General features: G+C 46.5%; 10 protein-coding genes. 5 read left to right on the top strand and 5 right to left on the bottom strand.

Features of this window, described 5'->3' with window-relative positions:
* Nucleotides 1-51 precede the first annotated feature (51 nt).
* A complete protein-coding gene (locus A9237_RS06270; RefSeq protein WP_009707755.1) occupies nucleotides 52-1,308 on the bottom strand; it encodes a methyl-accepting chemotaxis protein in 1,257 nt (418 codons plus the stop codon).
* A 48-nt stretch (nucleotides 1,309-1,356) separates the two neighbouring features.
* Between A9237_RS06270 and A9237_RS06275 the strand changes: the two genes are divergently transcribed.
* Nucleotides 1,357-2,175: a potassium channel family protein gene (locus tag A9237_RS06275; RefSeq protein WP_041057661.1), complete on the top strand. Its 819-nt coding sequence runs from the start codon at nucleotides 1,357-1,359 to the stop codon at nucleotides 2,173-2,175.
* Between the two features lie 31 nt (nucleotides 2,176-2,206).
* Here A9237_RS06275 and A9237_RS06280 read toward each other — a convergent pair whose 3' ends face one another.
* On the bottom strand, nucleotides 2,207-3,739 hold the full coding sequence (locus A9237_RS06280; RefSeq protein ID WP_078607860.1) for a CYTH and CHAD domain-containing protein: 1,533 nt from the start codon (nucleotides 3,737-3,739) through the stop codon (nucleotides 2,207-2,209).
* A gap of 205 nt (nucleotides 3,740-3,944) precedes the next feature.
* On the opposite strand from A9237_RS06280, the gene A9237_RS06285 reads away from it, so the two are divergent.
* The 4 genes from A9237_RS06285 (at nucleotide 3,945) to A9237_RS06300 (ending at nucleotide 7,938) form a co-directional block, all read left to right on the top strand.
* A complete protein-coding gene (locus A9237_RS06285; RefSeq protein WP_005431974.1) occupies nucleotides 3,945-4,625 on the top strand; it encodes a TIGR00153 family protein in 681 nt (226 codons plus the stop codon).
* Nucleotides 4,626-4,755: 130 nt separating this feature from the next.
* The gene (locus tag A9237_RS06290; RefSeq protein ID WP_005431976.1) at nucleotides 4,756-6,015 is read left to right on the top strand and encodes an inorganic phosphate transporter; all 1,260 of its coding nucleotides are present in this window, start codon (nucleotides 4,756-4,758) and stop codon (nucleotides 6,013-6,015) included.
* Nucleotides 6,016-6,193: 178 nt separating this feature from the next.
* Nucleotides 6,194-6,805, top strand: a complete 612-nt coding sequence (locus A9237_RS06295) for a TIGR04211 family SH3 domain-containing protein (protein ID WP_005436055.1) — start codon at nucleotides 6,194-6,196, stop codon at nucleotides 6,803-6,805.
* Nucleotides 6,806-6,924: 119 nt separating this feature from the next.
* On the top strand, nucleotides 6,925-7,938 hold the full coding sequence (locus A9237_RS06300; RefSeq protein WP_078607610.1) for an IS110 family RNA-guided transposase: 1,014 nt from the start codon (nucleotides 6,925-6,927) through the stop codon (nucleotides 7,936-7,938).
* A 265-nt stretch (nucleotides 7,939-8,203) separates the two neighbouring features.
* Here the strand turns inward: A9237_RS06300 and ggt are convergent, their stop codons facing one another.
* The 3 genes from ggt to A9237_RS06320 form a co-directional block, all read right to left on the bottom strand.
* Nucleotides 8,204-9,934, bottom strand: coding sequence for a gamma-glutamyltransferase (gene ggt, locus A9237_RS06305; protein ID WP_078607861.1), 1,731 nt, complete (start codon nucleotides 9,932-9,934; stop codon nucleotides 8,204-8,206).
* A gap of 296 nt (nucleotides 9,935-10,230) precedes the next feature.
* Complete coding sequence (locus tag A9237_RS06315) at nucleotides 10,231-10,953, bottom strand: general secretion pathway protein GspB (protein ID WP_045482209.1); 723 nt, start codon at nucleotides 10,951-10,953, stop codon at nucleotides 10,231-10,233.
* Nucleotides 10,953-12,578, bottom strand: coding sequence for an ExeA family protein (locus tag A9237_RS06320; protein ID WP_078607862.1), 1,626 nt, complete (start codon nucleotides 12,576-12,578; stop codon nucleotides 10,953-10,955). The genes A9237_RS06315 and A9237_RS06320 overlap by 1 nt, the downstream gene beginning before the upstream one ends.
* Between the last annotated feature and the right edge of the window lie 61 nt (nucleotides 12,579-12,639).

The following is a 12,639-nucleotide window of genomic DNA, read 5'->3' on the forward strand; positions in this document are numbered from 1 at the left end:
ATAAAAACGCCCACAAAAGGTTTGTGGGCGCTTTATCAAAGCTTGCTGAAACTAGACTTCGAAAGATTTAATCTTCTTGTCGAGCTCTTCTGCGTTGTTTTGCATCATCTCTGAGGTCTCTAGCAACTCGCTGACCACCACGACCGATGCTTCCACAAGCTCACGAACATTGGTTAAGTTCTGGCTCATTTCTTCTGCGACGCTGCTTTGCTGACCTGATGCCGTTGCAATCTGGAAGTTCATGTCGTTAATTTGCGTGACTTGACCAACAATGCCGTCAAGCTCAGTGCCAGCATTTGAAACCAGCTCAACACCTTCTGCCGCCTCAACCACACTCTTCTCCATCAACTCTACCGCTGAGGTTGCGCTCGCTTGAAGCTGAGTGATCATCTCTTGGATTTCTACCGTTGCTTGCTGCGTGCGTTGAGCAAGGTTACGAACTTCATCGGCTACTACTGCAAAGCCACGACCCGCTTCACCCGCACGCGCCGCTTCAATTGCCGCATTCAGAGCAAGTAAGTTGGTTTGCTCAGAAATACCTTGGATGGTACCAACCACGCTGCCGATTGCGTCAACACGCTCTTCCACTTGGTTTACCGCGCTTGCTGAAGAAGCGATATCAGAAGACAGTTCGCTCATCTTAGACACGGTTTTCTGTAAGAACTGCTGACCAGTCACAGCTTGAGTCGACGCTTGCTCGGTAAGAGAAGATGCCGTTTGAGCGTGCTCTGCTACCGTTTGCACCGTAGATGACATCTCGCTCATTGCGGTTGCTAGCTGATCAATCTCGTTGAACTCTTCTTGTGCTGATTCTTTGGTTTCTGACATGCTGAGCGTCATCACTTCGGTCAGAGTAGAAAGCTCATCAGAAGCATTGATCTGCATTTGAATCACATCATGCAGCTGACGACGCGTTTTCTCTAGCTCACGCGCGACATCACCATATTCATCTTTACAATCCATACCAAATGGCACCGACAAATTTTTGCTTGCCATCAACTTGATCGCATCATTCAAGTACTGTGTTTGACGCAGCATGACACGAGCTGCGGCGAGCAATAGCACCACAAACACAGCAATGAGTATCGCTGTTTGCCACGCCACTTGCGTTAGGTAGGCTTCGTAATGTTGTTGGGCAACTTGCTCGTTCTGTGTTGCCGCTAATAATGAGTTATAGAACGTGCTCGCGTCCCATAATTGTTTTGCCACAATCAGGATGGTACTGAATACCATCAACATGACCATTTTCGGAACGAGCTTGATGTCGGATATCACCCTTTCCCACGGCTTAAATGCCAGCTTTTCCATTGTCAGTTCTCCACCGAGTCTTATATAGTCTTTATCTTACTTATAGTTATGCTCGCGCTTGATTCTGGTTGCGCGATTTATTTCGAGCTTCGTATGAAAAACTATGATATCAAAGACAGCACTAAACCGATGGGGTTGCTATCACTAATCTTGTCCTTCATGGCGCTATTTGTGATCTCTGGCCTGTTGTTTTTCCCGCTTGATCACGAAACCCGTCAAGTCTTTATCGGTCTGGATTTTATAATCTGTAGTATTTTTATACTGCAGCTCACTATAGATTTGATCCGAGCCACAGATCGCAAGTTGTTTCTTAAGCACCACTGGATCGATTTTGTGGCGAGCATCCCAATGATTGAGCCTTTGCGCTTCGCTCGCTTATTCCATATCTTGCGCGTCATTCTGGTACTGCGCTCTTCCAAATTCATTCTTTTCCAGCTCAAGCAAAACCGTCGTGAAACCACATTAGCGTCCATTCTGTTGTTAATGGTGGTACTGATTACTTTAGGTTCTAGTGCGATGCTGTTTATTGAAGGGCAAAACCCTGATGCCAACATTCAGACAGGAACAGACGCATTGTGGTGGGCCTTTGTTACTATTTCGACCGTTGGCTACGGTGACCATTATCCAGTGACGACAGGTGGCAAGCTGCTTGCTGTGCTGATTATCATTTGCGGTGTTGGTATCTTCGGTATGATTTCAGGTTTAATCACCTCGTTCCTGACCGCTCCCACTCGTCAGCAAGATAACCGTTCGAAGAATAAAGAGAAGCTGTTGGAACAAGTATTGGATAGGCAGGAACAGATCCTAGATAGACTCCAATCCATCGAAGACGAACTCAATAAACAGAAACAACAGACAAAAAAATAGGACCTTGAAGGTCCTATTCTTTGTAGTCATCTTATTCTTGCCAGTAGGGTTCTACTTCCACGCTGATAGCGCGAGTCTGATCCATCGCGTGCAAGATGGAGCGCTCTTGACGGTGCAGCCAACGCTCTAACTGTTCTTGCTCTTCCCCTTCTAGCATGCCAACTAATGGCAGCAAATGGTTGAGCATGAGCAGGTCGTCAATGCCGTGTACCAAGTCCGCCCAAGGTAGACGGAAGCTGGTACGCTCTTCTGCATCATACAAGCTCGCGAAGCCAATGCCAGTGTAGAGGTTACGCAACAGACGGTAACGTTGATCGACATATTCTTGTGCTGACAAATCACGCTCAGCCGGGAAAGCTTCCATCAACTCAGCCCAAGTGCGATCCAGTTGCTTCACCGAGAACGGTTGGATGTTACTCGACATCTTTTCACGCGCTTTGTCATCAAGGAATGGCTGCCAGCCACGCGTTAAGATCCAACGGCTCAAATCCAATAGCAGACCGGTGTAGCGAGCAGAACTTAGCAGCTCTAACACTTCTTCACGGCTTGGTAGCTCGCCCAGTTGTTGAGTTAGCTCAGAAACAAGGAATTTACGTGCGTCAAGTTTGCGCAGTACGTTGCCTTTATCGTCCAGTAGCTCTTCTAAATGCGCGTGCTCATCGAGCCACTCAAGCTCTTCTTCCAACCATTTCATTTCTTGGCGCAGAATCGCGCTTGCTCGACGCGGTACCATGCTGCCAAAGATAGTGAAAGTTTGGCGGATAAAGCGAATGGCGTTGACGATTTCTCTTAGTGATTCGACACAATCACGCTCTGCGTAAATTTGCTCATGGTAATGCCAGTGTGCTAATGCATGCTCTAATGAGTTAATTAGGCAGTATTCCACGGTGTCGTTTTTGCTGCTGTCGACCAATGCCAGCGGTTTCACTTCATCACCCGTGTAGCCACTTGCCAAACGGTAGCCTTTGGCCGCTTTGCTTAAGTTTCCTAGACGCATACCGCCCGCTTCACATAGGCTGCGAGCAAGGGTAAATAGCGCATCTGTTTGACCAGACTTGAGTTCAAGTTCCACTTCACAGATAGGGTCTTGTTTTTCGTCTCCGTCTTCACCTTGGGCAATCACGGCACCTTGGTCAAACGCGACTTCGATTTGGCTGCCATCAGGCATACCAATCAGCCACTGTTCACGAGTGAAGTTAGTAGAGAATAGAGGCGTCAGCTCCGCTTGCAGTGTTGCGATATCTTTACCTGCTGGCCAGATATCAGAAGGATGAAGCGTGAGGTCCGGCTCATTACTGGTGTGCTCGGCATTGTATTCTGGTCTTTGATGAAGGCCTGCAACAACGCGTCCTGCTGTTTTTACAGTCTGGACAAAAACATCATCAAAACGGCGAATTCTTAAACCAATGTCGTGCTTTCTTAACCATTTATCAGCGGTATCAAAGTAGGTGTTACCTAAGTCACGACTACTGTGCTGAAGTACTTTTGTTTCGGAAATTTTAGCTCTTAAAGTTTCTGAAAATTCAGGAGAAACAAAAAACTTCAGTTCTATCTCGGTTTCCATAGCTATACCTTTCAAAGCAGATAGAAACAGGATATTGCCTAATTTCTCACACGGCAAGAAAGAAATATCACCCGAATGATGATCTAAAACAGTTTTAATGAGCGATTTAATGCGTTAACATGCGCGCCTTTATAGCCATCGTTCAACATTTCGCCAAGAAATGGTGTATGTTTTTTTAAGGTTATAGTTATTAGGTTGAATGACCATGCCAGTAAATACAATTATGGGGTTATTTGCAAAGTCCCCAATTAAGCCTTTGCAGCGCCACGTTGTGTGTGTCAACGAATGTTGTTCACACCTGGTTAAGTTCTTTGAAGTTTCTTCAAAGGGTGACTGGGAAAAAGCAGCTGAAATTCGTGCTCAGATTTCTCACCTAGAGAAAGAAGCGGACGTGCTGAAACGTGAAATCCGTCTAAAACTGCCTCGCGGTTTGTTTATGCCAGTCGATCGTACTGACATGCTTGAGCTTCTAACTCAACAAGACAAACTTGCTAACCTGGCAAAAGACATTGCTGGCCGTGTATATGGTCGACAACTTGTCATTCCTGAGGCTCTCCAACCAAACTTCCTCGCATACGTTCAACGTTGTCTTGATGCGGCTGATCAGGCGCAAAAAGTTATCAACGAACTTGATGAACTTCTAGAGACCGGCTTCAAAGGCCGTGAAGTAACGCTCGTTGCTGAAATGATTCATCAGTTGGACGTTATTGAAGATGATACCGATGCAATGCAGATTGAACTTCGCCAACAACTAATGGCGATTGAAGCTGACATGAATCCTATCGATGTCATGTTCTTGTACAAGATTCTTGAATGGGTAGGTGGTATTGCCGACCAAGCGCAGCGCGTAGGTGCTCGTTTGGAAGTCATGCTATCTCGATCTTAAAACATAAGTTAACGACATAACGAAGAGCATTACTAACGCGTGTCAGATGGACGATGACTATTTTCACCGTCTTATGGGCTGACGCGCGCAAAATTTTGCTCCGCTTGTTATAAAACAACTAGGTATTACGATGGATATCCTTGCGAACTACGGCACTGTCCTGATTATTGTTGCAGCGATTTTTGGTTTCATGATGGCGATTGGTATTGGCGCGAACGACGTTGCTAATGCTATGGGTACATCTGTTGGCTCAAAAGCGCTTACCGTTAAACAAGCGATCATTATTGCAATGATCTTTGAATTTGCGGGTGCATATCTTGCAGGCGGTGAAGTAACCGACACTATCCGTAAAGGTGTTATCGAAACATCTCTATTCGCTAGCCAACCTGACATTCTTGTCTACGGCATGATGTCAGCGCTTCTTGCGGCTGGTACTTGGCTTCTACTTGCTTCTTACATGGGCTGGCCTGTATCAACGACTCACTCAATCATCGGTGCAATCATCGGTTTTGCGTGTGTGTCTGTAGGTACAGAAGCAGTTGACTGGAGCAGTGTTCAAGGGATTGTCGGTAGCTGGATTATTACTCCGGTTATCTCAGGCTTCTTTGCTTACGTTATCTTTGTCAGCGCACAGCGTCTGATCTTTGATACTGAGAACCCACTATTCAACGCGAAACGTTTCGTTCCAGTGTACATGTTCATCACGACTATGGTGATTGCGCTTGTAACGATTAAGAAAGGTCTGAAACACGTTGGCCTTCACCTAAGTAATGGTGAAGCGTGGATGTGGGCAGCAATCGTCTCTGCTGCAGTAATGGCAGGTGGTTACTTCTACATTCAGAAGAAATTCGCGAACCGCGAAGAAGACCGCAGCTTTGCTGGCGTAGAAGGCATCTTCAGCGTACTAATGGTTATCACAGCGTGTGCAATGGCATTCGCACACGGTTCAAACGACGTAGCTAACGCGATCGGTCCACTGTCTGCCGTTGTTTCAACGGTTGAACACATGGGTGAAGTTACAGCGAAAAGCACAATCGCATGGTGGATTCTTCCTCTAGGTGGTTTTGGTATCGTAGTTGGTCTAGCAACGCTAGGTCATAAAGTTATGGCTACCGTTGGTACTGGTATTACTGAACTAACACCAAGCCGTGGCTTTGCAGCTCAGCTAGCAACAGCATGTACAGTAGTTCTAGCATCAGGTACTGGTCTACCTATCTCTACTACTCAAACTCTAGTAGGTGCGGTTCTAGGTGTAGGTTTCGCTCGCGGTATCGCAGCACTTAACCTAGGCGTGGTTCGTAACATCGTTGCATCTTGGATCGTTACGCTACCAGCAGGCGCACTATTGGCAGTAGTATTCTTCTACGGCATCCAAGCGATGTTCTCGTAAGACAGACCGTCAATAGATTGTAAGCGCTTTGTCATTATTGACTCAAACGCACAGAAAGGGAGGCTTTGCCTCCCTTCTTTGTTGCACCGAAGTTTGAAACTGCATAATATTCGTCTATTTCCGGCTCCAATCATTCGGTGCCAAAGCTGTATCCAAGAAAATCGTTAAGGGATTTATTGTGAAAAAACTATTCATCACGGTTTTGTTTACTTTGCTAGCAGCGCCAGCGGCACTAGCGGCAGACCGTTATATTTCTGATGACCTATTCACTTTTATGCACTCTGGTCCAAACAACACTTACCGTATTATGGGTAGTGTTAACGCAGGCTCTAAAGTACAACTGCTGCAAGCAAACAAAGACACAGGTTACACACAGATTCGTGACTCACGCGGCCGTACTGGTTGGGTGCAAAGCAAATTCGTAACAAACCAAGAGAGCATGGCTATTCGTATGCCTCGCATTGAGAAAGAGCTGAAAGAAGTGAAATCTCAACTTGCAAACGCACGCCAAAACTCAGACACAGAAAAAGCGGGCCTAGTGACATCACTAGAAACACGCAACCAACAGATTTCTGATCTAGAGAAGAAATACTCTGAAATCAGCGACCAGCTTACTTCTGTTGAAACAGAAAACCGCGAACTTCGCGCTAAGCTAGACACACAAAAAGACGACATGCTACTGAAGTACTTCACTTACGGTGGTGGTGTTGCAGGTCTTGGTCTGCTATTTGGTTTGGTGCTGCCACACCTGATTCCTCGCAGAAAGAAATCGCCAGCAGGTTGGGCATAATTGCCTTCAGCTGAATGGATAAAGAAAAGCCAGTCGTACTCGACTGGCTTAATTATATGGTCCGCCCCACTCTCCAAGCCCTTAAGCTTAGAGTAGGCTCTCAGAATGAGGTGAACCATATGTCTTCTATTCACATTTTAGGTATCGACCTAGGCAAGCACTGTTTCCACGCTATCGCTCATAACCGTTCTGGTGCGGAAGTATTGCGTCGTAAGTTTAATCGAAACCAACTCCAACATTTTCTTTGTAAAATCGAACCAACAACCATTGCTTTCGAAGCTTGTGGCGGTGCTCATTGGCTCGCTCGTAAGTGTGGTGAATACGGCCATCAAGTTCGACTCATTCCTCCCCAGTACGTTAAGCCTTATGTCAAAGGCAACAAAAATGATTTCATAGATGCATCAGCAATTGCAGAAGCGGCTGGTCGACCAACAATGAGGTTTGTCGCGGTAAAAAGTGAAGAAGCCCAAGTCATTGCAGCGATTCATCGTGTCAGAGATGGCTATATCAAGGAGAGAACCGCGGCTATGTCTCGAATTGGGGCTATCTTGCTTGAGTTCGGCCTGAGTTTTCCAAAGGGGCATGCAAAGATGAAGTCTCTCTTCCAATGGTTAGCAGCACAAAAAATGGCACTGCCGGAGAGCTTGCTGTGTGAATTAGTGTCTATCCACGAACACTACAAATACCTTAATGAAAAGGTCAAAGCTCAAGACAGTAAGCTTCAAGTTATTGTTAATAATAATGAAAGTGCACAATTGCTGAAAACTATCCCTGGAGTTGGAGACCTTACCTCAACGTTGTGCGTTGCTGACGTAAGCTCCCCAAACAATTTCACCAATGGTCGGGAAATGGCAGCTTGGTTAGGGCTTGTACCGAGACAATTCTCTACGGGAGGAAAGACCAAGCTACTTGGCATAAGTAAACGAGGCAATAAACATCTCAGAACTCTGTTTATCCATGGAGCAAGAGCCGTTCTCTCAAGGCTAGAAACGACAGGGAAAGTGTTTGGTGAGTGGCTCATCAAACTTCGGGCGACGAAGCCATTTAATGTTGTGGTCGTAGCACTTGCCAACAAGCTAGCAAGAATAGCTTGGGCGGTGTTGTACCACCGCCAAGCTTTTAAGGTTGTATAGCTATAACCAAGTTTGCAACGCCAATGAAAATGATGACAAAAACGGTCAATCGACCAGATTAAGAACCTGACACAAAAAATAGCGTTAAATGCTTTTGGCTTTTTAAGGATAATCTGGCGCAGATATCATCGTGGAGCTGGGAAGCTAGTGCTCCCAACAAGGACTCCGAATACATTAGCGCAAACCAACTCCGTTATGACTTAATTGTAGTTGCAATAACGGGGCGGACCATACATTTTTGTTGGCTTGTTAAGTAGGATTCTTGTTACTCACCCATTGAACTGGATGCTCGGCGTCTGTCCGTTGCCCCGTAAATCTTGCCATCTTTTAGCTCAATGGCGTTCAAACCACTCACAACTGGAATCACGTGTACTGGGTAGCCAAGCTCCATAAACTCCGGTACCAGCATTTCAGCGAACGTTTTCTTCTCCACCAGCAAACCTGTTGGGTCATAAGGCTTAGTACGGTCTATTTTGGTCCCGTACTGAATGTTCGGCAGATCGATAGCCTCTTGCGCAGATAAGTTCCAATCCAGCACCCCAACGACGGTTTTCAACACATAACCCGGGATTTGCGAACTGCCCGGAGAGCCAACCACCAAACGCAGGTTGTCGTCACTGTCCATCACCATTAATGGCGTAATGGCGGAACGTGGACGTTTGCCCGCTTCAATCGAGTTCTGAGTTGGTTTACCGTTGACCGTTGGCTGAGGTGAGAAGTTGGCCATCTGCGCATTCAAAATAACGCCATCAACCATCACGCCAGAACCCATACCGGTGCCTACTGTGCTCGTCATGGCAATAGCATTCCCTTCCCTATCGACGATAGAGATGTGTCCGGTATCTTTACTCTCAAAACCTTGGTACTGCGCATATTGTGTTGCGGTGACGTGCCCTGCTTTTGGATTCTCTTTTGCTACCCCTTTACTTGGAATAAGTCCACGACGCTCATCTAAGTACTCTTTGGACAGCAATTCACCCGTTGGCGCTTCGACAAAATCTGGGTCGCCGGCATACGCGATACGGTCAGCTTTAGCAATACGCATCGCCTCAGTCATTAAGCGCCAAGGTTCAACATCCGTCTTCGCCATTTGTGAGAGTTCATAAGGCTCAAGTAACTCAAGGCTTTGAGAGACCATCAGACCACCAGATGCAGGGTAACCGAACGAAACGATTTTATTCCCACGGTAATCGCTCTCAATAACCTCACGTTGCTTTACTTGATAGTTTTTGAAGTCGTCTAGTGACAACTTCTCATGTTGGTCATCAATGCGGCTATTGACCGTGTCTACGATATGCTTACCAAACTCACCACCATACAAATAGCTATCACCTTGTTGAGCAATGTTTCTCAATGTCTCAGCCATCTTCGGATTCTTCATCAAAGTTCCCGTCGGCTTGATTTCGTCTCCTTGCCAATACAAGGCTTTGACTTCCGGGTCTTGCTCAAGCCGGCTTTGTTCTCGTACAACAATGTCGTAGGTGTAGCTGTTCATCGCGTATCCTTCGCTCGCCAGTTCAATGGCAGGCTTAATGAGCTCTGACCATGGCAGCTTTCCGTATTGCTCGTGAGTGGTGTAAAGCAAGCGCAGCGTTCCCGGCACGGCAATAGAGCGAGGGCCAAGTATCTCATTGCGGCTAAGCACTTCTCCGTTTTCCACAAACATCTCTGGGTTTGCACTAGAAGGTGCTTCATCTCGTCCATCCAAGGCGAGAAACTTTTGTTTATCGTGCTGATAGAACAGAGCGAACGTGCCGCCACCGATACCTGTCATGTCAGGCTCTACAACGGACATCACCATTTGCATCGCAACCATGGCATCGACCGCATTGCCACCTTGCTTCAATACGGAATAGCCCGTACTACTGACGTAAGGGTTGGTTGCACTCACCATAAAATGTTCACCAGTATTATCTGGCGTAATTGGGAAAGGTTCTGGCTTTGCGGCATGGCTCACCGCGGCAATCAAGCTCAAAGAAAAAGTAAGAATACGCATACGTTCCGGATAGACTCCTGTATTTATAAGATGTCTAACGTTGGACTCAATGCTTATTGCGAAGTTCGTCAATATGGCGTTTTTTTACACAACACTGACTGGGAAATACCTATCAATAAATACGCCGTATTGGAGTCATTTAAACGACAGGCATAAGGTATATTTTGTTTCTTTGAACCCTGAGTTGGCATCACTAAAATGGATAAACGAACCGCTCTACAGAGGTAAAAAAAGCCAGCAGCAAAAGCTCACTGGCTAGATTTGATTTGAAAGAAAAGACGGCTTTAGTTTGAAGCTTAGCCTTTCCATTCATAGAGAGCTGGGATACGGATTTTCTCTCCTTGGAATTCGACGATCACCGCTTGCGGTTGGATCTCTTTCAAAGTGATCTGCCCATCAACCACATCACCTTGATGGTACTCAACGTTATTGATCTTCACCCAACGACGATTCACGTCACTCGAATACATGTGCGTTTGCAAGTTCATAGCAGGCAATCGTCCATGCCATTGCCGAGCGTCACGCTCAAGATCATCAGCCGATGATGCATTATCCGCTGATGGTTGATCATTATTTGCTAACGCGTTCTCTACTTTCAATGCTAAGTCTGGAGATAAAGAAGACAAATCAAGATCATCAAGTGACAAGCCGAGATCATCATGGCTTTGCATTTTCGGACTAGTCGGCGCGGTTTTCTGAGGCACTTCTAACAAGTCTTGCTCACCCGGAACCGAATCATTATTGGCATACCCTTGATCAACGAACGTCCCAAACTCTTGTGACAGTTCGGCAGTCGGCCAATCTCGTTGCAACTGTGCCAGCTGTGGCTCCTCGGGGTAACTCAAACTTTCGAACTTAGGCTTAATCACTGGTTTGACTGGCTCAACGATCGGCTGCGCTTTTTCAACCACAACAGGCTCTGGGGCATCTTGGGCAAAGAGATCCAAATACCACGCCGCGCCAACCGCCGTAATGCTCACTGGCAATAGAAAGAGTCCAACATGCTTCATGACTGACATTATGCGTCCTCCTCATCAATTTGCTTTAGCTGTGGTGCATCCATTTGTACGCTCTGCTGCAATCGCTCCAATGTACGTTGCCCTGCGATACCATCAACACCAATGCCTTGCCAACGTTGGAACAACTCCACACGCTCTTTTAGTGCGCCGTCATAGATATCAGAACCTAGCGGTTGCTCATTCACAGCCTGTGCCAAGAGTTGGTCAAGAACATCAATCGCTGGTCCTTCCATATCTAAGCGCAACGTATCCTTGAGCGGCGCTTGCCACAACTCAATGATGTTGCCTTGCCACAATGGTTTAAGCCAAGAAACGGGGAGCCGCAAACGCTGACTGCCGTTGAGCACTTCGACCTTGTCATCACCAATGGCATACAAAACAACATAACCGACTTGGCCTTGATAGTTGAGCTCTAAGATAACCGGACGATTTTGCTGCACCAACAACGGCCATGTCGCCATTTTACGCTCGCATCGCATGGTGGACTGAGGCTCTGATAAACATAAATTATCACGTACCGAAGCACGATAACCCCAAAGCTTATACAGTTCATTCACCGCTAGATTCGATTGTTTTTGTTCTAGCAACATGTTGCGTTGCTCATTGGTCAATTGCTCATTAACCACAGGCGCAGCAATTTGAGGGACTGTCGCTTGAACGACTTGAACAGGCGCAGTGCTTACCGTCGACTTTAAAGGCATTTGCTGCATCACAGCCCAACCAATACCGACAGCAGCGCAAACACCGATAGCAGCCGAGCCCCATGTCGGCCACTCAAAACTGCGGCGAATGGGTTTGTCTTGCTGATAAATCTCTGCTTGGAACTGCATTACCTCTTCACACGCTTGATGAACAGTTTGCTTATCCACGACCACATTGCCTTTGTAATAGCTCATGTTCAGGGATTTATCGCAAATCAAGTTAATCAGACGCGGAATACCGTGACTGTATTTAGCAATAAATTTGGTAGAACTGCGGTCAAACAACTGCTTATCACCACCAGCGGTATGCAAACGGAACGTGATGTAATCTGCGGTTTCTTTCTCATCCAATGGCAGTAAGTGATAACGGCCAGTAATGCGCTGAGCAAGTTGACGCAGTTGCGTAGTTTGCAACAAGCGCTGTAATTCTGGTTGCCCCACCAAAAGCACTTTAAGCAGTTTACGCGTATCCGTTTCTAAGTTGGTTAACAGACGTAATTGCTCAAGCACATCGGCTGCCAAGTGCTGAGCTTCATCAATAACCAACAAGGTTGTCCAACCTGACTTGTGGTTATTCAATAAGTATTCATGAATCACTTGGTTAAGCTGCTTTAGCGTCGCATCTTGCGGATAGGTAACTTTGAATTCATCGCAAACGGCTTCGAGCAAATCTCGACTTGAGAACGTTGGATTGAGGATCAACCCCGCTTTGGTGTTCTCATCTAAGTTCGCCAACATGGCTTTTGCGACCGTGGTTTTACCTGTCCCTACCTCGCCTGTCAGCATGGCAAAACCACCACCATCGCCTAACCCCGCCTGAAGATGCGTAATCGCCTCTTTATGACGTTGGCTCAGATACAGATAACGCGAGTTTGGAACAATCGAAAATGGCAGTTCAACAAACCCGAAAAAGTCCTTATACATTAGGATCTCCAGCTAAAACCCACCCGCAATCAAATCGGGATATTCCTTATTAGACTTAAAC

This window comes from Vibrio owensii (assembly GCF_002021755.1).
GTDB classification, from domain to species: domain Bacteria; phylum Pseudomonadota; class Gammaproteobacteria; order Enterobacterales; family Vibrionaceae; genus Vibrio; species Vibrio owensii.